The organism is Chitinophaga filiformis (assembly GCF_023100805.1).
In the GTDB taxonomy this organism is placed as follows: Bacteria; Bacteroidota; Bacteroidia; order Chitinophagales; family Chitinophagaceae; genus Chitinophaga; species Chitinophaga filiformis_B.
In genome coordinates this window covers 2737684-2764117 of record NZ_CP095855.1, presented here as the reverse complement: position 1 = coordinate 2764117, position 26434 = coordinate 2737684, and the positions used below count along the sequence as shown (strand labels likewise).

Here is a 26434-nt window from a genome sequence, read left to right as displayed (position 1 = left end):
TTTGAGATACGGGTATGTTTTATTGTTTATCCCACCATACGCGGGTTGTCATCAGGTTTGGTCCCTGACGGGTGATTGCTTCCGCCAGGCTGCCGCTGTTCACGCTTTCTTCAGAAGGCGGATATAACAGGCGGCGGGGAATAGTACCTCCGGTGGTGTTTCCGGGCACATTTACCGGTGTCAATACCGGGTACCCTGTACGGCGCCAGTTAGCATGTATCTCCTGCTCATCAAGGAATAAAGACACCCATTTCTCCTGCCCGATCATCGCTCTCATTGCTTCTGCTCCACCTGTCAGCGGATGCGCGGCCTGGTAAGCGGCTATCTTTTCCGGAGCGATCACGCCTCCGCTGCCAAACAATGCCCAGTTGCGCATAGAAGCCCCGATGGCATCAGCAAATGCCCCGGCGGCACTTCCTTCCCACCAGCCATTCACGCCCGCTTCTGCCAGCAAGAGGTTCACTTCGGCAGCGCTCATCAGGATGAAAGGCGCATTGTATTGAAGAATCGTAGCCGGATTAGGCTCGGAATAACTGGTAAAATCAGCCGGCTTATTCAGCAGTCCATTTTGCATACCTTTCTGGAGTGCGGTGCTGGTATCTGCTTTACCATTATTCCATACTATAGCAATAACATTCAAACGGGGGTCATTGTTTGCCTTTAACGCGTCAATAAATGTCTTCGCCAGTTTGCCGCCCTCTGTGTTGTTGTTGCCATTTGCCACGGCATAGTCGTTAGACAGCATGCTGGCGGCTGCCGGATTACGGTTGATGGCCTGCGATCCGTCCACATACTTCATAGTAGCAATATCGCCGTCAGTAGTGATCACACCACCGGCAATGGCTTTCTTCACCCATGTCTGCGCTACATCTGGCGCCTTTCTTGACAGGCGCATACCCAGGCGCAGCATCAGGGAATAGGCAAATTTCTTCCACTTGTTCACGTCACCGGAGTAGATAAAGTCGCCGGCGCCAAAAGTGGCTACTGCAGGATCCAGCTTCGCAGCTGCTTCATCCAGCTCTTTCAGCATGTCGGCATAGATCTCTTCCTGTGCGTCGTATTTAGGTGTGAAGTTATTGTCGGTATATCCCTTCACTGAAGCGGAATAAGGAATATCGCCATACAGGTCCGTCAGGCGGTGCATGATGTACACCCTGAAGATGCGGGCAATGGCCAGCTTGTTACCATCGACAACATTATTTGCATTCAATGCATTGATGGTAGTCGCTATTTCATTTACAGCAGTGGTATACCCTGTGGTGAAATAATCGTAGGGATAAGTACCCTGCTGGAAATAATATTTATCACCAATACCGGGTACGTCCTTGTAAGTAGCGAAATGTTGCATAGAACCGCCACAGGCCAGTACATCAGTAGCGAAATAGCTGTTTCCGAAAGCATCCAGCAAAGCCTTACTGAACATATATTCAGGCTGTACGACAGGTGATGCATCCGGGTTGACATTCATTTCTTCGAAGCCTTTATCACAGGACTGGAAAGCCAGCATTGCTGCAATGGCGGTATATATTAAGCAGTTAAAGCGCATTTTCATCCGTAGTAGTTTTAAAAGATTAGAATTTCACCATCAGGTTCGCACCGAAGCTTCTTGTACGTGGAATACCGAATGCTTCAAAACCCTGTGCATTACCATTTGTGTAGCTGGATTCCGGATCGAAGTTGTCAGTCTTCTTGTACAGGATGGCCAGGTTACGTGCTACGAAAGACACGGAAGCACTCTGTACGAATTTCATTTTCTGTACAGGGATCTGGTAACTGAAGATCACCTGGCGCAGTTTTACAAAGCTGCCGTCAAACAGGAAATGATCTGTGTAGTTCTTGGTATTGTCGTAGTAGAGGCGCAGGTTCGCTACCGGGATCGTGTTGTGGTATTCATTGCCATTCTGGTCAACGCCATTCAGTTCCAGGCCGGTTTCCCTTCCTGCCAGTGTTTTCTTGTGCAGGCCAAAACGGGTGGCGTATACATCTGTACCGGAGAATACCTTGTTACCAAACTTACCGTCCACCAATATATCGAGCGACAGGCGTTTGTAACTGAAAGTATTGCTCAGGCCCATTGTTAAAGGCGGTACGCCCTTACCCAGCGCTACCAGGTCGCTCTTCTGCTCATATCCTGTTGTGCTGTTGTACACAGTCTGTCCTTTTGCATTCTTCACAGTAGTATACCCTTTGATAATACCATAAGGCTGTCCTACCGTATTGTGGATGAATGCCCAGCTACCCACGCTTGATGCCATCTGCAGCGTGGTAAGACCTGCAGCCAGCTGCTCTACCTTGCTGGTGTTGTATGCCATGTTGTAGCTCACATTCCAGGAGAAATTCTTCGATTTAACAGGTGTACCGGTTAACAGTAATTCGATCCCTTTGTTAGACAGCTTACCTACGTTCAGCAAAGCGTTGTTATAGCCGGAAGCGGTAGATACAGCGGTGCTCACGATATCGTCAGTAGTTTGTTTCTTGTAGTAAGTCAGGTCAATGCCCAGCCTGTTACTGAAGAACTGTACTTCACCACCTATTTCATAGGTAGTAGAGGTCAGCGGTTTCAGGTTGGAGTTTGTCACCAGGTTCACACCGTTCGACTGTGTGATCTGCTGTACCGGGCGGCCCAGGTGACCACCCTGTACCATAGAGTAGGTCTGGTTCAGGATGTAAGGATCCGGTGTAGCGCCGCCTACCTGTGCCCATGAACTGCGCAGTTTTGCAAAGCTGATCACCTTCGGCATTTTGATCGCATCTGACAGGATGATACTACCACCTACAGAAGGATAGAAAATGTTGTTGCTCTTCGGGCTCAGGGTAGAGAACCAGTCCTGGCGGCCAGTGAAGTTCAGGAAGATGATAGATTTATAATCCAGGTCTACGGAACCAAACACGGAGTTGGTCGCTACTTTATTCCTTGTAGGCGTAGTAGTGGAAGTGGTCAGGTTGGTAGAGCTGTAGAAGAATGGAATGATAAACTGTGTACCGGTGATGGCGGTCTGGTTGGAGTTGAAGCGGCGGGCATTTACACCTGCCAGTGCATTCACACCGATCGTACCGGCAATCTTGGTATTGTAGTTGGCAGTTACCATGGAGTTGGTTTCCGCTACGGCATTTCTCAGCTCACTATATTCGCCTGCTGCGCCGGTTGTATAAACGGTACCGGTAGGAATAATGCCTACATAGTTGTAGTTAAAGAAGTCGCGGCTCACCGTTCCTTTTACATACAGGTTCTTCATCAGGTCATACTTCACACTGGCCTGGCCAATAAAACGGTTCTTGGTATCGTTGTTCTTAAACCTGTTGATAACGAAGTAAGGGTTGGAAGCATAGGCCGTTTCATTCCACTGGATCTCACGACCGGTTTCATCGTAACCGGGGTTCAGCCAGCGAACGTCCACTGTGTTGGCGATCATATAAACGCCCCAGTTGGGGTTACCGGTGGCATCCCCGGAACTGGAGCGGTTGGTTGCATTCTCTACATTATATTGCGCTACAGCTTCAATGCTCAGATTTTTACCCAGGAAAGCATTCAGGTTCAGGTTCGCGATCTTCTTGTCGAACTTGGAGTTGGGAACGATGCTTTTGCTGTTGGTATTAGAGAGCGAGAAGCGGAAATTAATGTTTTCACTGCCACCGTTGAAAGCTACGGTATTGGTATAAGTAGATCCGGTACGGTAGAAGTTTTTGATATTATCTTTCTGAGGAGAATAGGTATGCATTTTACCATCAAAAGCAATGTATTGCGTACCATCCATCTTAGTACCCCATGAACGGCGGCCGTAGGTAATGGCTTCTGCCTGTGAGGTAGGCTTCAGCCCCTTATCGCCCTGGCCATACTCATACTGCCAGTCGGGCATTACAGATGGTGTTTCCAGGGTCATGGTAGTATTGTAATCTACGCCAATACCTTTGCGTGCACGGCCTTTCTTGGTAGTGATGAGGATAACGCCGTTTGCAGCACGGGAACCGTACAAGGCAGCAGCAGAACCACCTTTCAATACGCTGATGGTCTCAATATCGTCCGGGTTGATACCACCAATACCATCACCTCTGTCCACGTTCTGGCCACCGCCACCGGTGGTAGGGGCGCCACCTGGCGTGGTATTGTCTATCGGCATACCATTCACTACATACAATGGCTGGTTCTCACTACCCAGTGAAGTATTACCACGGATGATGACACGGCTGGAACCACCAGGACCGCTTGCCAGGCTGGTAGCGTTCACACCGGCGATCTTTCCGCTCAGTGCATTGGCAATATTTACCTCTCGTGCCTGTGTAAATTCACTGCCTTTTACTTCTGTTACGGAATATACCAGCGCCTTCTTCTCTTTTTTGATACCGAGGGCCGTTACCACCACTTCAGACAATGATTCATTGGCTTCTGCCAGGCTGACGCTTAAAGGGGCGCTTGCATCCGTTACATTCACTTCCTGTTTGCTGAAGCCCATTGAGCTTACTATCAGCACGAAGGGAGGAGTTGCCCCCTTCAGGTTAAGTTCAAAGCTGCCATCAGCAGCCGCCATGGTGGCTACCGCTGAGTTTCCCTTGAGCACAATGCTGGCGCCGGGAATAGGCGCGCCATCAGGACCTGTTACCTTACCTTTCAGTTTATCGGCCATCAGGCTGTTTACATTCAGTATGGTAGCAGCTGTTGGCACATATATGGAATACTGTGTTTTGTTGACACGCATATAGGCTAATGGAAAATCGGACAGCAGCAGCTTCAGGGCAGCTTCTGCCTCCAGGTGCTCCGCTTTTTCAATAATGTCGGCAGAGACGGTTTTTCCATCCAGTAGCCCTTCTTTGTAGGCAATACGGATATTCTGGAACTTCTTGAGCTTTACTAAAGCTTCTTTCAGGGACACAGTAGCTGATACATGTTTTACAGGGATCTTATCAGACTGCCTCATGGCATACATCGTGGGCGTCTGTGCACTGGCAGATATGGCAATACCTGGCAGCAGGGCACAAGAGAGCAGCCCCAAAACGAGATTTTGGTTCAAAATGTTCATAATTTTTTTTTACGTGTCCTAGTTTTCCCGCGGCGTCACGCGCGTGTTTTTCCCGCTGTTATTTTCCTGAAGTAATGACTAGCTCCTTCTGCGAAGGCTGTTCTATTTTGACGTTCAGCGTCGTGGTAATTACAGTCAATAGTTCTTCTACGTTGGCTACGTTAATATCTCCTTCGATCTTTAGCTTTTTGATTGATTGTTCACTGACTTTTACAGTGTAACCATAATTGTCCTGTAATGTTTCTATGATCTCACTTAATGTCGCATCTGTAAACGTTAGCGGTACCTGTGTCCAACGTTTAATTGATTCTGGTTTGTTTATCTTTTTAGTTAGTAATAAATGATTGTCTGCGTATTCAATATAATCGCCCGGCAACATGACCACTGCTTTTGGTGCAGCAGTACCGGCAAATCCAACCTGTATCTTTCCTGTTACAAGTCCTACTTTCGTTTTTCCGTGGCGGCTTCTTACATTAAAGGATGTTCCCAGTACTTCTATTGTAAGGCCATTGCTATGTACCAGGAAGCGTTGTCCTGGTCTTATGTTCGTAGTATCCCTGTTCAGGTGTTTCACATCGAAGAAGGCTTCTCCTTCCACCCACACTTCCCTGGCTGCTGTCGTATCCCATTCTTCATTGAAAGCAATGGAAGAGGAGGCGTTCAGCGTTACAACAGAATGATCAGGCAGTGTGATGGTCCTCTTTTCACCGTAGCCGGTGGCAATAAGCTCACGTGCAGGTTTGGCCATTCTTGTATAGAGCAGGTAACCACCCACAGTGGCAACCAGTACTATAACGGCAGCCCTTACCCAGGTGCTCATGCGGCGGATCAATGCAGGACGGCGCTTATCATTGGCTTCTATGGTAGCAGTGATCCTTTCAAGTACATGTGCTTTATTATCCCTGTTCTCCCATACCTCCTGCGAACGGTAAGTACGGATCACACTGACGGCAAATTCATAATTAGCGGCAGCTGATGGATACTCCAAAGGGAACTCGCTCCAGAACTTTGCTGCAAGAGCATCCTGCTCTTTGCCTGACACCCACTTTATAAAAGCATCATCGTCCAGGAAGTCTTCCAATCTATATGTTGCATATTTCTCATTGTTCATCACGATATTCCCGATTTACTACTATTAGACATGACATGGTGAAAATTATCCCTCCGGAATCATGATTTTTTTTGAAAAACTTTTAGAGAGGATAAAGAGGACACTTAAAATTGTCAGGAAACGCTTATCTGACACCTTTTGCAGGTTATCGAGGGCCTTATATAATAATTTGTAGGTGGAGCTCATATTGATGTCCATAATGACGGCGATCTCCTCATAGGACATTCCTTCATAAAAACGGAGGAAGATAATTTCCTGCTGACGGGCAGGCAATGTATTGACCAGGGCTATCACCTGGTTCCTGAGTTCCTGTTCTTCCTGGCGGAAAGAAGCGTCGGGTATAAAATTCACGGCAAAGCCTCCCTGTCCGGTAGCATTATCCAGTTCTACAAATTTGGACAGGGACTGTATTTTACGGAACAGTGCAGAGCGTAATGCTTTGTACAGGTAGTTCTTCACGGAGGCAGGATCGCCCAGCCGTGTACGGGTGGTCCATAACCTTACAAAAAGATCATGTACTACATCCTGGATCAGGTCCGCATCCTGCGTAAACTTGCGGCCATAATTGTTCAACAGTTCATAAAATTCGCCGTAGAGCGCAGTAAAGGCATCCCAATCCCCCTGTTTAAACGCATTCCACCATAACACGTGGCTCTCCGATTGCATTGGCACTAAGTTTAGGAAGACGATTGCCTAATAATACAAAAAAATTACCGGCCCGTGGTAACATTTTCGTTCCACATCAGATTTTTACGATGATATTTCTTTTATACATGATCCATACCGGTATGAATAACAGCAACACAAGTGTAATGGCGGCTGCAAGCGAGGCATTGAAAGGAGAAAATATCCCGGAATAACGCGTGAACATTCCGCCCGACATCCCTTTAAAGATCATGGGAATGACGCCAGACAAGACATAGGCCGTAATGGCATTCCTCCCAAATGCAACAAAAGGCGGTGTAAAACGCCGGTACTGTTGCACATCAATGAACCAGTAAGACAATGCCAGGCCCATGGCCGCCAGTCCGCCGGTATAGAGCACAAATGAACTTGTCCAGAGCGACTTGTTGATGGGGAAAAAGCCATCCCATACCAACCCCGCCAGCACTGCCAGGAAGCCCGCTGAAAACAGCCAGGCCACCTTCTCCGCATCCGCTTTATCCTTCCGGCGCAGCCAGTCGCCCGTCATAATACCCAGCAGCCCCGTTGAAATGGCCGGCAAAGTGCTTAAAATACCCTCAGGGTCCCAGGTGCGGGCCTGCTTCCACAAATGCCGCTCTCCCATCACCGTACGGTCCAGCCAGGCGGCCAGGTTAGTACCCGGCTCCAGGTTTGCCGGGCCGGTACCAGGCACAGGTACAAGGGTCATGAGCAGCCAGTATATCACCAGGAACGAAAAACAAAGCCATATACGGGCTTTAGTGCCCGTCTTGAGGTACAACAGGGAGATGATAAGAAAAACGATCGCAATGCGCTGTAAAACGCCTAAGATCCTCAGGTTATAGAAGTCGAAGGAAGGGATCAGGCGGAAGGCCAGCCCGATAGCAAAAAGGATCGCCGCCCGGCGGAAAATATGCAGGATCAGCTTCCCATGCCCGCCGGCGTCTGCCTTACGGCTGCTCAGCGCAAAGGTTACTGATACCCCTACCATAAACAGGAAGAAGGGAAATACCAGGTCGGTAGGTGTACAGCCATTCCATTTTGAATGTTCCAGCGGGGGATAAACGTAAGACCAGCTTCCCGGGTTATTGACCAGGATCATAGCTGCCACGGTCAACCCCCTGAAAAAGTCGAGCGACAGGAGCCTTTGTTTCATTTACATGCGATTTGGTTCTGGTTGAGTGTTGCCTTTGCGGTTAAGATAATAGAATAATTTTTATATTGCACCGATAACTGTATCTGGAAAATATTTCCAATTCGTAACCCTGGTTGTAGCCCATAGAAAAACCTGAACATGTTAGTAAGCAATAAGCATTTTGTACCCGTCATCGGCCTTGACATCCACATCGTACTGCTCTTTGGATTTCCCATTCCCCTGCCGCATCCATATATAGGATTTGTAGTGGACCCCATGGACTATATTCCCTTCATCGGCGCCACCACCAAAGTAAATCACGTACCCCGCGGCGTAAGCGATACCAGTGGTATCATCATCATATTCATACATTTTCCTATGGGTGGCCCCTGGCTGCTGGCGCCACTGATCGGACACGATTCTGTCAACTTCTATGGCAGCAAGAAAGTGAAAACAGAAGGCCGGCTCATGAGCCCTACCGGGCATATGCTGATGACCTGCAACGATATTGGTATTCCGCTGTCGCTGCGGCCCGGCAAGAAACTGAAGCCCATGCCGAGCATGTACCTTCCTACTTCCTTTTCCATTCCCCTCTCCTTCGGTAAACCTGTCATGGTAGGCGGCCCCTATGTGCCCGACTGGGCTGGTGTGCTCATCAACCTGATCGCGTCTTTCGGATTCGGTGCACTGATGAAGGGACTGAAAAAAGTAGCGACGAAACTCAATCATGCACTGCAGAAAACCGTTGGCAGTAATAAACTGAGTAACTTCCTCTGTAAACTGGGCCTGGAACCTGTTGACCTCGTACAGGGTATCGTTATATACGATGGCGTAGACTTCGAACTGCCTGGCCCCATTCCGCTTACATGGGCACGCTCATGGAACAGCGACAGCCCCCACAAAGGCGTACTGGGACATGCCATGCATTTCTCTTATGATATGCGTGTACAGGAATTTGCACAGGAAGGCGTTACACTTGTACTACTGAAAAACGGGCGTAGCGCCGTCTTCGGCTACACGCCCTCCGGCATGCCGGGCGAGTACAACCGGCATGAACAGCTTACGCTCACGCGTACGGATGTGAACAGCTATCTGCTATACGATCAGCAGGAAAAACTATTTTATACCTTCCACAAACTACATCCTGCCGACCGGCAATACCGCCTTGTCTCTATCCATGACAAGGCCGGATTTATCATCACCTTCCATTATAATGCCAAAGGACATCTTCAACGGATCATTGATACTGCCGGCAGGCATTTGCATATAGACAACGATAAAAATGGCAGGATCACCCGGGTCGTGGCGCACCACCGGGGACAGGAACGCCTCATGGTAAGCTATGAGTACAATGAAGCGGGCGACCTTTCCGCCATCATTGATGCCAACAACAAAGCCATCAGGATGATCTATGAAGATCACCTGATGATACAGAGAACTGACAGGAACGGGCAGTCCTTCTACTGGGAATATGACCGGCAGCGCCGTTGTATCCACGCCTGGGGTGAAAAAGGCGTACTGGATGGATACATCGCCTATCATCCGGAGAAAGGCTATAATGTGCTCACTGATTCTCTCGGCAACGAAACCACCTATTACTACACACCCGACTTCGTGGTGCACCAGGTCAAAGACCCCATGGGCCATTCCACATTTACGGAATACACGGAACACTTTGAGATATACAGGTATATAGACGAAGAAGGCAATGCAACAGGCTTTTCTTATGACGAGTGGGGCAATTGTATTGCGCTCACAAAAGCAGATGGCAGCACGCAGTCATTCGCCTATGACGAAGCCGGCAACCTGCTGCTTATAAGAGATGCACAGGGCAATACCCGCAGCTATGTATACAATGAACAGAATGGCCAGATACAGACCATTACGGAAGCTGATGGCAGCCTCGTGATGTTTGAATACGACGGGCAGCAACTGCTGCGTAAAGTGGAGAGATTACGCGCCGGCAGAACATTGCTGGATTATGACGAAGACCTGAACCTCACATCCGTTACGCTGCCGGACAAAGCCACCTACAGCTGGCAATACGATGTATGGGGGCAATGTATCCGATCCAATAATCCGCAGCAGGAAGCGCAATATTTTCAATACGATGTACTGGGCCGGGTGACCGATATCAGGACGCCCGACGGCAATCACATTCGCCTGGGATATAATGCCTATGATGAGGTCATTCATGCCAAAGACAAACACCATGATATCCGCTTCACCTATACACAGCTGGGCAGCCTGCAATCAAGAGAAGAGAACGGCGCTAAAATACATTTCCTGCTCGATACAGAAGAACGACTTGTAGCGGTTGTCAATGAACACGGCGCCAGTTATCGCTTTAAACGGAATCAATGCGGGCAGGTCATCGAAGAAACCGGGTTTGATAATAGTGCCCGCTACCTGAAAAGGGACGCCAGGGGCAATGTCATCAGGATAGATCGCCCTGGTAAAAGATCTACTGTTTATGAATACGATTACGGCTACCGGGTCACAAGGGCCGAACACAGCGACGGCAGCTGGGAAACATTCAGCTATAATCGCAATGGCCAGCTGATCGAAGCCATCAATGAAAACAGCACCGTGAAGTTCGAGCGGGATGCATTGGGCAATATCGTAAAGGAATGGCAGAACGGGCATGAGATCAGCACTGCATTTAACAGGTACGGCAAAAGGCTTCATGTAAGCAGCAGCCTGGGGGCAGACATACTGTATGAACGTAATCACAATGGCCTCGTAACCGGCATTACTGCCAGCGACGGTAGTATTGCCGATGCATGGACCGCACAGATCAGCAGGAACCTGCGGGGACTTGAAACAGAAAGGCTCCTGCCGGGAGGTATAGTGAACAGGCGTGTTTACGACGATGCCGGCTTGCCGGTACATCACTCCGTCAGCCATCGCACCCGCACTGTAAGAAGCCGGTATTACCGCTGGGATGCCAACCAGCAGTTAAGGCAGATCGTCAATGCGCTCGATAAGGGTGTCAGCACTTTTAGTCATGATAGTTTCGGACATCTGGCCAGGGCGCAGTATGAAGACGGACTGTACGACTTCCGCCTGCCCGATAAAATGGGCAACCTGTATAAAACACCCGAACGTAAAGACAGGAAATACAGTGCCGGCGGACAATTAAAAGAAAGCGCAGCCGCCCGTTTCGAATACGATGAAGAAGGCAATCTCACCCGGAAGATCACTAAAGACCTGAAGGTATGGGAGTATGCATGGTATGGTAACGGTATGCTTAAACAGGTGATCAGGCCAGACAGGCAGGTCGTTTCATTTGAATACGATGCCTTAGGCCGGCGAACAGCAAAGATCTACAAACAACAGATCACCCGCTGGCTCTGGGATGGACATGTACCACTCCATGAATGGCATTATCCTGTAAAACAACGTCCTGTTACCACCATCGATGAAGACGGTAATATATCGACACCACCCGAACCGGTGCCGGCTGAAACATTGATCACCTGGACCTTTGAGGCCGATCATGCGGTTCCCGCTGCGCGGATCAGTGCCGGTAAGAAATATTCTATCCTTACCGATTACCTCGGCACGCCCTGCGAAGCATACGACGATGAAGGCAACAATGTATGGTCCTGCGAATTGGATATTTATGGAAACGTCCGTAAGTTAGCAGGCGACCGCCACTTCGTACCTTTCCGCTACCAGGGACAGTATGAGGATGCCGAGACAGGTCTTTATTACAACAGGTTCAGGTATTATAGTCCGGAGGAAGGCAGTTATATCAGCCATGATCCTGCGGGATTATTCGGCGGCATCCATCTTTATGCATATGTGAAGAAGCCCGATGCCTATGTAGACATCTTCGGACTGGATCCTGTTGAGTGGGTAGATCCGAAATCGCTGAACTTCTCCCAGGGATACGTTGGGCACCAGGTAGAGGAATATGCACAGCTGATGAAAGACGGTAAATGGGACTGGTCAAGAAGTCCGCTGGAAGTAGCAGAGATAGACGGTCACCGCGTGAGCCTCGACAACAGGCGGCTGATGGCAGCACAAATGGCAGAAGTGCCGCAGGTGCCAATACGTATCGTCAACCTGGACGATCCTCGTCCTGATGGCGGTACCTATCGCAGCAACCTTGAAAAGAAACTGAATTCCAAACCAAAGAAAAGACCCGATCTTCAGAAAGCTGATCTGCGGCCGCATGGTTCACCGAAGCAACCGAAGATCGTATATCCGAATAAATAATAAACACATGACGAACATTATCCAGGAGCATTGGAGCAATAACGAATTACCGGGTATAGATGCTATTCTTTTTGCAGATGGCACGATGATCATGCTTGACTTTTATACCATATCAACGGAAGGCAGGAAGTTACATTATGTGAATCCTGTCTGTGAAACCAACCTGAAAAGTGTTGAGAAATATAATGACGATGTATGGTCGCAGATAGAACGCCATCCCGGCGCCCTGACGCTTCCTGACGGGAAGAAAGTTCATTTCGGCGAGGGAGCAATGGGGAACGAGGGTTTCGTGGCACTGACAGAAAACGATGATCAGCTGATCTGGGCCTTATTCAGTACCGCTACCAATCCCTTCATAAAGGCTGCATTTGTGAATGGTAAGATCCGCGCGTATTCCACTTACGATCGCTATTATAACATTGACATCCTCGCACCGGAAAAGATTGTTATTGAAGCGGCGGAATAGTGCCGTTCTTATATGCCAGGAATGCCTCCCGCCCGTAATGATCTGCTTTGCGGGTCGTTTCCGGCAGGCGGTATTCCGTACACATCTTCAACACCAGACTGGTGGCAGTATCCAGCGAGATCTTATGCCCCACAGAAACAAATACGGGGTTGATGTCCTTTTGCGTGCGCAGCGCATTCCCGATATGCTCTCCGTCGTCTTCTGCCAGCAATGGACTGACGGCTCCCCGCTCAGCAGCCGGTGGGTCGTATTTCCCGAATAATCTTGTTTTACCGCATCCCAGGGTCGGCTTGTCCAACAATACTCCCATATGGCATGCCAGGCCGAAACGGCGGGGATGCGCCCTCCCCTGCCCATCGCAGATGATGATATCCGGATGCTGTTGCAGTTTCTGCCATGCTTCCAGCAGCACCGGCATTTCACGGAAGGAAAACAGGCCGGGTATATAGGGGAAAGTTACCTCCATACAATGCGTGGCCACTTCCACCACTTCCAGGGTATGATAGTCCAGCAATACAAAAGCACCGGCAATGGCATTGCTGTCCTTATCGTATTCTACATCTACGCCTGCGATCAGTTTTATTTCGGCAGGCAGGTGGTCGGTGGCAATGACCTGGCCCCTTAACTGCTGCTGGATATCGATCGCCTCCTGTTCTGTCAGATTCGGATTTATCATGTTATACATTCTGGCCGGAAGATAAATATATGGAAAATAGCATGTCCATTAGCCGGGAGAGCGGGCAACAGGTTGTAACTTTTCCACCCTGCACCCGTTATACGGTCATTAATACCCTAGTTATCAACCAGACTAATTGCAATGAAACAGATTTTTATTTTTCTATGCCTTATCTCTATGCTATCCTGCTCGAAAGAAAACAGCAGGTCTTTTAAAGGGGTAGTAACAACGGCGGACAATTGCTGCTCATCTGCAGAAGGCGGCAGACTTTACAAGGTTAACATCCTGGGGACGGACAGTACCATTACAACCGTACTACCGGTTGAGATCAGCCTGGGCGACACCATTGCATTTAACATGCATGCTACAGACACGCCTCCGGCAGTGATTTGCCTGGCCATCTGCGTGATGCCTGAAATAGTACGATTGTCGGATGTGAGTAAGGTACAATAGCTGGGACGCTATTTTTTGATAACCCCATCAAATTTTAATACTTTATTTAGTTCTTCCCTGATCAGCTGCGAAAATGAAGGCTTAAAAACATCCGCCTTACCTGCATCCAGGACATATACCGGGGGATCGTCTTCCAGTTGCTCACAATCAAAGAAATAAGAAGAAAGTCCCTGCCACTGGCCAAAGAAGAAATGGCTGTCTTTGATGCTGAAACTGCCGTTCCCCATATCTCCCAACGCTTTAAGGGCGTCTTTCCTGTTCTGTGCCAGGTAAGATACTTCGCTGGAATAATTCCTGAGGATACGGCCCTTTTTCTTACCGAAAATGGAGATAAACTCTACGTAGGCTAAAGGTAGCTTAACATTATACTGTTGTTCGATCGCTTTTACCTCTGCTTCACTAACTCCCTGAGGATCACCCAGGTGTTTTGCATATGGTTGTAAAAAGTCCAGATATTTTGCCATCTGTTTAATCTGATATAGGGGATAATATTAATAATATTTTTTATAACATTAACGGATATTTGTGAAAATCAGTGTATAAAGAAGAGAAAGGCTGTCCGCCATATGACGCACAGCCTTCCAGAATTGTTATTTAAGCCGGATCAATATTCCCTGCTGACGCCATAAATACTGTACCCGATAAAACTGGCCCTCCACATGTACGTACCTACATCCATCAGCCTATCTCCGGAGTAATAAGGCATCATCAGGTAGTCGTAAATAAAATTGCCGGGAGAAGTCTGGCTATACCCCCTGAACGAGATGCCACTCATTTCAAAATAGGCTTCCTGCCTCACTTCCCGCTCCTCACTGCGTAGGTATGCTTCCTGGAAAAGCGATTTTAATACCACTCCTGCACTAACCATGTTGTCCATCACCCGGGCAGGATCATTCCGCAGGTAAAGCATAAATGCCTGCACCTCTTCCCAGTTAACATTTCCATCAGGAAACACACGTTTATCAATGCGGAGGTCTGTGTCGTAACCACCGAAATAATCTGCATCCTTCAGTAGCCATTCCCGGGAATGTTCGTCATAACTGAATAAGAAAGTCTCATTTCCAATAGTCAGTGCTTGTTCCATAATTACCTGTTTCCAACCATATTTACTTCCTGCAAGATATAGAAACAATGCGGGCAACGGCACATAGACCCATACTTGTTTCCCCTTACCATACAGGAGATGTGCGAAAGCTCTGACTGCGCTGTAAGTTTTATGCCCGTGGCTGCCTCCATTTCCCTTGCAATTACATTCACCGCCAGCACTTCCGCGTGTGTACCCGGCACATCGGCAGCGATCACTTTTCCTAAAGGTACATCCTTGTATAAGGTTTTATACAACTGGCCACCTTGCTCCGCATCTTCGCGGATAATTTCCATATACTTCAGGCGCCGTTTGAACATCTCTATCAAGGGGGGCTCAGTGGCCGCCTGGTAATTGAACCTGACAACAACACCACCAGGTCTGCCTTTGTAGGTAGCGGATGCCCCGATATAGTTATCATAATTGGCTGCTCCTACAAGGTCTTCTGTCACTGCATTAAGCGGCTCTGCAAGGCTGGCATTCAACTCGCCACTTGCGGTCGTTTCCTTGTATACTGTAGACCAGTCTTTATGGTGCATATCTGCATAAGATACATGGTAATATTCCCTGTCTGTCTTCCAGTGTGCTAAGAATTCCGTCTCGTTGGATATCCGTTCCAATGCAGCAGGACTAGCTTCAGCAAAGTCTTTGTCGAACAGCAATTTCTGTTCAGGCGTCAGTGCATTGTACTGATCGGCCAATTTACTTATTCTGGCCACCCGTGCCGCAATACCTTCTCCCGCCCATACTTCGCGGAGCCGGGCCAGGCATTTTTCCATTTCAGCTGCCAGGGCTTTATCCCCTTTGTTCTCGGCACGGAGCATGATCGCCTCAAAACGCGACCTGAATTCTTTCTGGTCTGCCTCATTCAATACGTCAAATCCCTTGTTGCCCGCCATCACTTCCCGCATGGAAGCTGCGCAGTTGGGATCAGTACTTCTTTTCAGTATTCCCTGGAACTGGTATAGTTCTTCAGATGCACGCAGCGAAGGGTATTTGTACAGAATCTCCCATACATCGATAGACAGTTTCCCTTCATCGAACTTTTTCAGCAGCGACGCCTTTTCTGAACCTTTTGGCGCATCTTTAAAATCATTTACAAAATCATCGAAATGCTCTTCCGGGATGCGGCTTTTCAGTCTTTTAAAGATCTCGCAGGAATTATGTACAACGATGCCTTCAGTACCTATACAATAGTTGTGTGTGATGCTGGTCTCAAAATTATACACGCTTACGCTGGTATCGATCGGCACTACTGAGATCAGCGTAGCAAAAGCATGTCCCGCCAGCCTGAGGCGCCATCCGGCTTTCAGGTCCACCGCACTTTTCCAGCCGTTCTCTGTAAGGTAGGGATGCTCTGGTGTGGAGAAGATGGTATCGCGGCCGGTAATGATACGCACCAGTTTCGACGCATGTTTCGTGAAAGCGTGTGTCACCTGCTGCCAGGTAGTATCGCCGTTAGCCACCTTCACGCCCAGTACGGTTTCTCCCTCTTTAACCTGTTCAATAGGTGTAAGACCTGCTTTTGTATGTACCAGTGTTCCTGCTATGAAACAAGCGCCTTTTATACACTCTACACTTTTATTGGCCCGCTGTATGAACATCAGGTCTTCCGTAGCCTCGCTCACATTTTCTGCCGTGCGGACAGGGACATCGTCCAGGGTACCTACCAGGTGGGCATCTTCTGCAAAGGTCACTGCTGTTTTATCCAGTACCACAGTACCATCTGCCATGGTATGCATCACCTGCTGATTGGCATCATCCATAAATTTGAGCAGGTTACCACTTCCCTCCGTCCGCAGGAACTTTAAATCCTTCATTTTAGCAACGGTAGCAGAAATGCCGTTGTATACCTGGTCTTTGATACTCTGGAACCAGTTCTTGCCGTATCCTGCCACAACGCCTGCTTCTTCTATTTCCCTCTTAAACCGGATGATCCGCTTTACCGTTTCAGGGTCCTTCAGCAAATACATCATCCCTTCTTTTTCTGCCCCATAAAAAGACTGAAGGAATTTTGTCGCTTCTGCCCTGGACAGCTTGGCAATAACGCCATTTGTGGCAGTAAGCCCCAGGTTACCTAACTGCAACAGGTTGCTTACTTCATAGCAGTCTTTGATGAGCACTGCCAGCTTACTGTCCGGAGGTATAGCGCCCGTTTCTACCGCCAGGTTGCCCAGTGCGGTCACTTTAGAGCCGTATTCAACACCCTTGTAAATATAGTTGGCAACTTTTCCCAGGTAAGCCAGTTCTCCAACAGGTGTTATCAGCGTGATCACATCAAAAGCCATCATCACGCCTTTACCTACATTTTGGTTTAGCTTCTTGTCGGCCGCATACTTCAGTACAATGGCCGGGACGAACTGAGACTGGTGATCCTTCTGTTCCGGCGATTCTCCCACAGCCGCTGCCAGCAGTGACAGGTCGGACTTATTGGTAAATGATACCAGGTCCCAGGGCTTTAACTTCACAGGCGTCTCTTTCTCCCAATCAGGTTGGGGGGGAAACAACCCATTATAATAGCCTATCACCCTTATTACATCTACTACTTCGGTGGCAGGGATCATTGTCTCTTTCAGGAACTTCTTCAGAAAGCTGTCGTTGTCCTTCACATACTCCCGCATTGCGTCATGCAGCTTATCATAGCCATCCTTATTCTCATAGAATTTCAGCTGCGACTTGGTAATGGTGATCTCATCCGTCTTATTGTCGAACGTCACATCATAGCTGTTCGTACCCACCGGGGGACTGGCCAGCAGTTCAAGGGCATAGCTCTTATCCCATACTATTGTGCGGGCCATCTTATTAGGATCCCTGTAAAAAGCCAGGGCATCGTCAAACACAGTAGGCGACGATCTCGCAAAGTTGATGAAGAACTGGGTCAAAGCAGTATAACTCTGTGCGCCCAGCAGCTGGTCTGATATACCATTTACCAGTAAATGCAGCAGGCTCAGATCACTGTTATCGTCATGAACCGTTATCATATCTGTCGCTCCGTCAGAGATCTCTTTCGTTTTCGGGACATACTCATTCGGTTTGGCGAGGTCTTCCTTCAGCCTGGCGGCATCAGTTTCAAGATCTGTTGTTGATAATAAAGACACGATCTTTTCCTGGCCGGGCGCATTTATCCATCCTTTCGATGAGAGCACCTTGATGGCATGCATACGCTCCTCGTATGTAAACTGGTCATACGCATGCTCACTCAGGCCGGATAACAGTAATCCCATTGTATCACTATCCGTAACAGACATGATCCGCTCCTTTACATAGGGCAATACTTTATAGTCAGTATTATTACGGATAATAGCACGTATAAATGCCTCAATCATTTTGGGACCTGTATTGCCCCTTACCGACATCAGGTGTTTTCCCAGCAACAGGTTGTACGATTCCAGTTCGGCCCCCTTCAGGTCACAATACGGAGAAAATATCCGCAGTGTTTTCAATACGTCTCTTTTGTTGTAGATCTTATAGTTCACCATACCACAACAAACCGTATTGAATGCCGGAGCCGCACTGCCTTCCGCCTGCTCATTCAGCAATCCCGCTGCTATTCCCTTCACAATGGCAGCGGCATCGTCCCTCGCTGTTTCCGTAATGGTCCCGTTTTCCGTACCTATCGCTTCATTATGGTAATAGTTCATCAGCGTTCCCATGTCGGGCGGCGGATTATTAAAGATCATCGGTATGAAATCGATCGTGATCAGGTAGGCCCGCACCTGAGTGCCCGGCTTCAGGTTATATTCCTTCAGGTCATCGTCCAGATCATCAAGATCTTCACCGGCAGGCACCAGGTACTCGCCGGCTGCATTTCCGCCTACATCATCTGTACTATAAGTGATTTTCCTTTGTTTGATATAATCCTTGTCAAGCGCATCTATCTTCTTATCTATCAGGTCTGCAGTATTGATATGCAGCACGTATCGATTCTGAGAGGAGAGCCCTTTTTCATCATTCAGTTTATTCTGCCTGGCCATCTCCCGGATAGCGACTCTGCCCCGTTCAATCACCTTCATCACAAGACTATCCCTGTCCGGTGTTGCGAACCCCGCAGCAGCCGGCAATAACAGGATGAACAAGAGTATATATTTCCGTAACATTTTCATATTACCTGTTTATTTATTCAACAGATCGGTTATTAATTCTTCCAGTTGTACTTTCAGATTGCTGACAATTTCATCATCGTCCACATCATCTTTTCTTTCTGCAATGATGTAGTCAACGAGATTCTTACCGTTGATCCTGAGTATCTGGGTTACCATGGCGTAGTATTCCTTACTGGTGATATGCTGGTCAAACATATCTATGACCACCACCTTATTCTTCTGCAGTTCTGCATTCTTGAATGCAATACTCAGCTTCGTAAAGTCATCATTTCCAGGTTTTGACACCACTACGCTGTCTACTGCAATGACAATAGAGTACTTGCCTTTATTTTCATCCACAGGCATTGGTCTGCCGTTCAGCAATGCGCTCTTCGTTTCGCTGATCAGGTCATTCAATGCTTTCTGGCTGGCATTGTAATCTTCATTGATCTTATTACGCCTGCTGTCATTATAATCAGCTTTCAATTTCTTCACTGCTTTTACCAGCAGATCAGTAACCGATTTCACGAAGGCATCCTTCTCTTTGTTCACGGCATCCACTTCTTTCTTCGCATCTTCAAAGGCCTGCGCCGCCTTGTCTTTCTTCTCTTTCGCCGCTGCTTTCTCCTCCGGTGTCTTCGCATTATCGTACGCTGCTTTCGCTTCGTCGTAATCCTTCTTGGCCTTCTCCAGGTTATCTGCCGCCTTGACTATTCGGTCTTTCAGCTCCTGCGGCAATTCATCTTCTGCCAGTTTCCTGATCTCGTCTGCCAGTTCTTTTACCAGCAGGTAATCACTATCTATTGTCAGGTGCGCCAGGTCTATTACCACGCTGCCCAGATCTTTTACCGCCTGCACCACATCATCCACTTTCGCCACCTGTGTTTCCAGGCTGTCGAAGGTGGTCTGTATCACCCCGCTCAGTAACTGGCGGCTCGTATTGACAGTAATATTGTTAAACTTCACTTTCACCTTTGCATCGCTCAGGAATGGGATCATCACATAACCCGTTCCCTGGAATGTACCAGCGCCCGATACGGTCATGAGACGTACGGGGAAATCGCCCGCCATGATCTGATCGCCGTTCTTCAGCTCTTTGATAGGCTCCTGGTTAGCCAGTTTGATATCAGGCAGCAATCCGCAGTTCTTGTTCAGGGCTGTATCTTTTGCCGGCATCTTAAAGCCATGCAGGTCGCCCATTGTTTTTGTTTCAGCTACACAATAACCACCTACGCGGTATTCATAACTTCTGCCGGGTACGGCGTCATAGATAGCTACATGGTCGTCAGTTGTTTTCACATTGAACCAGGCAGCATCGTCCTTATTGGCTTCGCGATATTCTACGATGTATTCAGACATTTTAGGCTGTGGCAACCAGCTCACAGTAACGATGTTCTTCTCTATCGTAGCCAGTACCTGTTGCGGCGGCTGGCAGTTCTCCTGCAATACGAACCAGTAGATCTCACTGTACCCGTTATTCAGGAATACATCATATTCATCAATGCCCACCTTGGCTTTCGCTTTTACGCGCCAGGCATAGCGCTTACCGGGGATGAGCGGTGGCTGTGCAGGTCCGTACAACAGGGTTGTTGCTGCCGTTGTTGTCTGGTATAAAGGCGGTGTGTTCAGGAATGCCGCTTCCGGCGCAATGGTGGTATCCCACAACTCAGACAGCGTGAACTCATACTCGGTCTGGAAAGCAGCATTGGCGCTGCTCATATGCCGGGGCGTCCAGTTGAAGGTAATATTCAGCGGTTCCCTGAATGCCACGCCGCCGCCTTTGAGCGGCAGGTTCAGTAAGGGAGGCTGACTGGTGCTGATCCACGCCGGCGGGGAACAGCCCAGGTTACTGTTGCTCACCAGCTGACCGCTGTTCATCTCTATCACCTCTACACAAAAGGTATAGTACCCATCGGGCAAACGGCTGTTCTGCAACAGTTGCGAGGGCGAAATACCCGAAGCATCCAGGTTATTGAGCTGGAAATAAGGGGCCAGGTCGTCCATGCTCAATCGCAGTGGAATACCGGCGTCCAGCTGTAGGCTGGGGTAATAGCCATAATCCTTATTGCGCAGCAGGGCATTCCCACCTTTGATGGTCAGGCGCAGGCGCACAGATAAAGAGGGCTTTTGCAGGTCAGTATTCAGCAGGGTGACGATCAACCTGGCCTGTGTACCACTGTAGAGGTTAGCCAGCTGCGGCGATACCGGTTGCAGTAACTGCACCTGCACCTTTACAGGATACTGTTGTGCCGCCGATCTGAAATAACCGGCGCACAGCAGCATGCCTGCCAGCAGTGCTATACGGAATGTGTGATGTATGCTGATTTTCATTTTTCTGATGCTACTTGTTTATGACAATTTTCCTGACTGCATTGCCCATAGGTGTTTCCAGCAGCAACAGGTAAGTACCCGCCGTCACATTCAGCTGGTAGTTGATGTTGAACTGCGTGGCCGCACTTTCTTTCCTGTCGCTGACCAGCTGATTGGAAATGATATTGATCATGCGTAACCTGATCTCCGACTGCTTGTCCAGTTTCACCTGTACGGTAAACTGACCGTCCGTCGGATTAGGCATCACGTTAAAGTCAAGAATGAACGGCGTCTGCGCCCCTCCGGGTACAGGGAATTCCTGCCCTTTCAGGATCGAAATGCGCTTGGTAAATACCTGCTCACAATCGCCGATATGTGCACGGAGACTGATCGTATAGAAACCCGTATCAGCAAACTGCAGCTCTGCCAGCATATCTGTCTTGCTCACTACGGTCACACCCTTATCCTGCGGCAGTACCCATTCCACCCATTCAGGTCTCGGATAGCTGATATTCACGAAAGAGACCGTTTCATTATTAAATGCCTGTGTCGGCGCTACAAACTCTGCTGCGATATCTGCCTGGTATTGTTTGATGGCGATGGTATCTGCTCCTTTACAACCCTTGCTGTCCGTCACCAGCACATGATAGCTACCGGTCTGGTTAAGGGTAACGGCTGCTTTGTCCGAAGTGAAACCATTATCACCGCTCCATTTATATTTCGCCTGTGCATCAGGAATAGCCGCGCTGACGTTCCATGCCTGGCCATTGCAGAGTGTTTTATCTGCACCGATGTTAATAACAAGCGGCGCCGGATCAGTCAGTGTGAACGACTGGATACGCTTACAATTATTGGCATCTGTAATGGTCAGGGTATACTTACCTGCACAAAGCCCGCTCAGGTCTTTGCTCTTACTGCCATTATCCCATGCGTAGGTATAAGGGGCAATGCCTCCGCTTACACCAACTGTGATGGTGCCGTCGCAGAAACCATTACAGGTCGGCGCTTTTATTACCGGAGCAGTTTTGATACCTTCCGGAATAAAGATATCCGCCTGTTTTAATGCCACGCAACCATGCGCATCTGTTACATACAGCATATAAGTGCCTTCTGTCAGGTCTTTAATATTTGCTGTTGTTTCACCGTTTGTCCATTCGTAATGGTAAGGTGTTGTACCACCCGTTACATTGGCGGCGATACTACCATCCATACCAGATGCACAGGTGACGGCAGCGGTAGTGAAGCTGATATCAAGTCTGGCTGGTTGTTGTAATGTAAATACCGGTGAACTGCGGGTGATATTATTAAAGTCCGTCACCTTCACCAGGTATTTACCTGCCGGCATACCGGTGATGATACTGTCTGTTTGCGGTATCAGTGTTTCTGCACCATTTACAATGCTATACCACTGGTATTTATAAGGCAGGCCGCTTGTAAAAGGAATACCACCCTGCGCATGTGCAGCCAGTTGCCCGTCTGCAATATTGATACAGGAAATATAGCGGTACTCTCTCAGCACAGCCTCCAACAGTGGCGGCTCATGCAGGGTATAGGTAGCTTCGACGTAACAACCTGTCGTACTGCCATCTGCAGAGATAGCATACTGCGCATCTTTTACTTTCAGTGTATAGTTCCCATCACCTACATTCTGTAATAAAGTAACAACGCCGTTCGCTGTTTTTGTCTGTGTGAATGTCGTGAGCTGCTTACCTGTAGCATCTGTCCATTCAATGTTATAAAGACCATTTGCAGCGGATGTTCCACCTGTCAGCGTTACCTGTATACTACCATCTGTATACCCAAAAGCCTTTGGATCAACCGGCGTAACATCTGCTACAGCCAGCGGCATAGCCGGTTCAATAACAGTAGTATCTTTCTGCACGATACAGGCATGTCCGTCTGTCAGCAGCAGCCCATAATTACCTGCTGCCACATTTATAATATCCTGTGTATTGGCGCTGTTTGTCCAGGACCAGCTGTAAGGCAGTGTACCACCTGTTACGGTCGATTTCACAAAACCATCCGTACCACTGTTACAGCTCACCGCACGTGCTGCCAGTTTCACTTCCAGCAGTTTTGGTTCCACCAGTACAAAAGAATCAGATTCCCTGCTCACAGTATTCATATCTGTCACGATCACTTTATAAGTGCCTGTTGGCAGGCCCGAAGCAATTGCTGTCGTCTGTGGCAATAACACAGGTGTACCGGCATCTATACGATACCATTGATAGAGATAGGGTGGTTGCCCCGCAGGATATTTCATACCACCTGTCGTGGCCACGATCAGCGCGCCATCTGCATCTCCTTTACAGGATACATAATGCTGTTCCGTCACCGTTGTAACGATGGGGTCTGGCTGGGTGACATGGAAAGGCTGTTCAAGATAACATGCCTGTTCATCGGAAGCCAGGCCTGTACCGGTATAATTGGCATCTGTTACGGTCAACACATAATCGCCCGCGCCAATATTGCTGAGCAGCGTTTCATAACCGCCCGGCTGCACGGATGATGTATAATTACTTAATACGGTTCCATCTGCCTTCTTCCAGGTAATGTTATAAGAACCATCCGCTTTTGCTGTACCACCTTTCAGCAATACTTTGATATTGCCATCTGTATAGCCATAACCACGCGGGAAGGTAACAGGCGCAGTAACGATCTGTAATGCTTCCGCCGGCTGCGCAATGAACGACAGGTCAGATACCTTACAAGCATGGTAGTCCTGGACATTCAGTGTATAAGTACCTGTAGCAAGATTGGTAGCTGTAACGGTTGTAGCTCCTCCTGTCCAGGCATAGCTGAATGGTGGTGTACCACCCGTCACTGTTGCGGTGGAAGTACCATTGCTGCCGCCAAAGCAGGATACCGGTGTTTCGCTGAACTGTATCTTCAGATCGCCGGGTTCTATAAAATCTTTAGGGTCTGAATATTTCTGAATATTGTTGGCGTCTGTCACAAGCACCCTGTAACGGCCGGTATTAAGTCCCGTAGCCTTGATACTGGTAATGTTCAGGTCCTGCCAGTTACCGTTCACGTCCTGTTTATACCATTGGAAAGTATAATAAGGCGCCGCGGCCATCCGCACACCGCCCGCAGGTACTGCCAGCAGGCTACCATCACTCATGCCATAACAGGAGATACTATCGGCAACACTAATACCGGCTTCCAGTACCGGAGGGTCTGTCAGTTGTACCTGTTCCGTATAGAGACAGCCACCATTGCCGGCCGGAGCAGCGGCATCATAGTTCTTGTCTTTCACTGTCAGTGTATACAAGCCAGCGCCCAGGTTACTGAGCTTCGTGGTATAGATATTATTTCCTACTGTATTTACCGGTGTGAAAGTTTGCCCGTCAGATCTCGTCCAGGTAACATTATACGAGCCATCCGCGAAAGGTGAACCTCCTTTCAGCCGCACGGTGATGCTGCCATCTGTACTGCCATTGGCCAAAGGATCCACAGCGGTCACGTTGTCTTTCTGTAAGGGCGCATCCGGCTGTGTGATGCTTACCGCTGCTTCTGTGTCGCCAGCGCCATTTTTAGCAGGACAACTGTTTTTATCCGTAATAGACACAACATAATCTCCCTTCCTGAGATTGCTGAAGGTATATGGATTGGCAGTGAAATCTGTTGTATTGAAAGCAGCATCTCCCGCTGCCTTGTATAATAACTTGTATGGCTGCGTACCACCGCTGCCCGATAAAGTGATGGAACCATCGCTGCCATCATAACATTTTACTGCGCCCGGCACCGGAGTTGAAAATACCAGTGGCTGCGGGTCAAAGATCGTCACAGTAGCCGTATGAGCATTTGAACCGCTATAAATGCTGTTACCCTGGTAACCACCGATCAGCGTCAGTTTATATGTTCCGCCACTCAAGGGTCTGTCAGCCGGTGTGGTGTAAGTACCGTCAGCCGCTATTACCACATCAAAGTTCTTTACCGTTCCTCCCGGCCCTGCATTAGGGTCCACAGCCTGCAGACCCAGTGTTTCACCCGGATACAGCTGCCTGCTGAACTTCAGCTTTATTCCTCCGTCCGCTTTGCCATAGCAGGAAACATCAACACCTTTTGCATCAACGATTGTCGGGGACGAAAGACTGATCACCAGGTTATAGGGAGCCGTATATGTTTCATTTCCACAAACATCGTAGCCTTTGATCATCACTGTCTTTCCCAGATTGGCAAGGCCTGCTCCGGACAGCAGCTCATTGGCGCTGAAATAACTCGGGTTTTTCCACAGCAGGTTCTCAGGAAAAGCCCGGACAGTAACCCAGTTATCGAGGCTATAATACCATCGCATGACGTCGGCCCTGATGTCTGGGTTCAGCGTCTTTATATATACCTGCTGATCTACAGGCAGTGTTGTGTTGTTAGGCTCCGGCCCCGAGGTGATATGACTGAAATATTGCGAAAGGCTGATATTAATAGTCGCATCCGATGCAGACATGCCATTATACGGCGTACCCACCGTCATGTCAAAGAAATTGCCGTTATTGTTGACGGCTATCTTTTTCGTACCCGTCTGGTACCCCTGGTTGGATTCATTCCTCCACCGGTAATTAATATCGATGTCCTTGATCCTTTTCGCCTCCCATTCCGAGACAGAACGCCAGATCTGTTCATTTTCATAAGCAGGTGTGTAAGACCTGTCTTTCAGGCTAAAGGTCTCATTGGTACCATCAGTGTAATTCAATGTAGCGTACGATTCGAAATCGTAGGCATAGCGGCTCAGCTTATGGTTGACATCAAACTTTATCTCGAACTTGCTCGAGAGTGGCCGCATAATAATCTGCAGTTCAGAATTGGAACCGAATCCGGGAAACAGTCCTTTATAACTGAGCGTATGGCATCTTTCACTATAGTCTATATCAGGTGTATAGGTTGTTCCCTGCGCAGCTACGCTACAGTTCCCATTCTTCTTAATGGTGTAGATGCGGAATCTTTTCACCTTGTTATCAGACGAAAAGACAAAAGTTCCAAAATAAGTTTTGTTCCCGAAACCTCCGGTTGCTACCCCATCCAGTTTGGTCCTTGTTACAAGCTTTTCCCCATTCTCCATTTCCGCTACAACACTTGTATAGCTCTCACAACCGGCGGTACCGTCCTGCCCATACATATAGATAGACCAGAAGAAATCATATTTCACTGCTTCCTGGGCCAAACAACGGCTTGTAACTAATAAGAACAGCCAAAAGAGTAAAAATCTTTTCATAGC

14 protein-coding genes are annotated in these 26434 nt (G+C 48.5%); 3 read left to right on the top strand and 11 right to left on the bottom strand.

Annotation, left to right across the window (positions count from 1 at the left end; genetic code table 11):
- Positions 1–19: 19 nt before the first annotated feature.
- The 5 genes from MYF79_RS11120 to MYF79_RS11100 form a co-directional block, all read right to left on the bottom strand.
- On the bottom strand, positions 20–1552 hold the full coding sequence (locus tag MYF79_RS11120) for a SusD/RagB family nutrient-binding outer membrane lipoprotein (RefSeq protein WP_247813946.1): 1533 nt from the start codon (positions 1550–1552) through the stop codon (positions 20–22).
- A 19-nt stretch (positions 1553–1571) separates the two neighbouring features.
- On the bottom strand, positions 1572–5015 hold the full coding sequence (locus MYF79_RS11115) for a SusC/RagA family TonB-linked outer membrane protein (RefSeq protein WP_247813945.1): 3444 nt from the start codon (positions 5013–5015) through the stop codon (positions 1572–1574).
- Between the two features lie 58 nt (positions 5016–5073).
- Complete coding sequence (locus MYF79_RS11110; RefSeq protein WP_247813944.1) at positions 5074–6126, bottom strand: FecR family protein; 1053 nt, start codon at positions 6124–6126, stop codon at positions 5074–5076.
- A gap of 45 nt (positions 6127–6171) precedes the next feature.
- Positions 6172–6792: an RNA polymerase sigma factor gene (locus MYF79_RS11105; RefSeq protein WP_247813943.1), complete on the bottom strand. Its 621-nt coding sequence runs from the start codon at positions 6790–6792 to the stop codon at positions 6172–6174.
- A 76-nt stretch (positions 6793–6868) separates the two neighbouring features.
- The gene (locus tag MYF79_RS11100) at positions 6869–7945 is read right to left on the bottom strand and encodes an acyltransferase family protein (RefSeq protein WP_247813942.1); all 1077 of its coding nucleotides are present in this window, start codon (positions 7943–7945) and stop codon (positions 6869–6871) included.
- A gap of 138 nt (positions 7946–8083) precedes the next feature.
- Here MYF79_RS11100 and MYF79_RS11095 point away from each other — a divergent pair, with 138 nt between their 5' ends.
- Entirely contained in the window at positions 8084–12148 is a 4065-nt protein-coding gene (locus MYF79_RS11095) for a DUF6531 domain-containing protein (RefSeq protein WP_247813941.1), read from the top strand.
- A 7-nt stretch (positions 12149–12155) separates the two neighbouring features.
- Positions 12156–12614, top strand: a complete 459-nt coding sequence (locus MYF79_RS11090; protein WP_247813940.1) for a hypothetical protein — start codon at positions 12156–12158, stop codon at positions 12612–12614.
- Here the strand turns inward: MYF79_RS11090 and nfi are convergent.
- Positions 12595–13290, bottom strand: a complete 696-nt coding sequence (gene nfi / locus MYF79_RS11085) for a deoxyribonuclease V (RefSeq protein ID WP_247813939.1) — start codon at positions 13288–13290, stop codon at positions 12595–12597. The genes MYF79_RS11090 and nfi overlap by 20 nt on opposite strands.
- Positions 13291–13431: 141 nt before the next feature.
- Here nfi and MYF79_RS11080 point away from each other — a divergent pair, with 141 nt between their 5' ends.
- Positions 13432–13743, top strand: a complete 312-nt coding sequence (locus MYF79_RS11080; RefSeq protein WP_247813938.1) for a hypothetical protein — start codon at positions 13432–13434, stop codon at positions 13741–13743.
- 8 nt (positions 13744–13751) lie between these two features.
- On the opposite strand, the gene MYF79_RS11075 is transcribed toward MYF79_RS11080, so the two are convergent.
- From MYF79_RS11075 to MYF79_RS11055, 5 genes are all read right to left on the bottom strand, one after another.
- The gene (locus MYF79_RS11075; protein WP_247813937.1) at positions 13752–14207 is read right to left on the bottom strand and encodes an SMI1/KNR4 family protein; all 456 of its coding nucleotides are present in this window, start codon (positions 14205–14207) and stop codon (positions 13752–13754) included.
- 140 nt (positions 14208–14347) lie between these two features.
- On the bottom strand, positions 14348–14827 hold the full coding sequence (locus MYF79_RS11070; RefSeq protein ID WP_247813936.1) for a hypothetical protein: 480 nt from the start codon (positions 14825–14827) through the stop codon (positions 14348–14350).
- Between the two features lie 2 nt (positions 14828–14829).
- Positions 14830–18930, bottom strand: a complete 4101-nt coding sequence (locus MYF79_RS11065; RefSeq protein ID WP_247813935.1) for a polymorphic toxin-type HINT domain-containing protein — start codon at positions 18928–18930, stop codon at positions 14830–14832.
- Between the two features lie 9 nt (positions 18931–18939).
- Complete coding sequence (locus MYF79_RS11060; protein WP_247813934.1) at positions 18940–21240, bottom strand: fibronectin type III domain-containing protein; 2301 nt, start codon at positions 21238–21240, stop codon at positions 18940–18942.
- 10 nt (positions 21241–21250) lie between these two features.
- Positions 21251–26431: a T9SS type A sorting domain-containing protein gene (locus tag MYF79_RS11055; RefSeq protein ID WP_247813933.1), complete on the bottom strand. Its 5181-nt coding sequence runs from the start codon at positions 26429–26431 to the stop codon at positions 21251–21253.
- Positions 26432–26434: the final 3 nt, after the last annotated feature.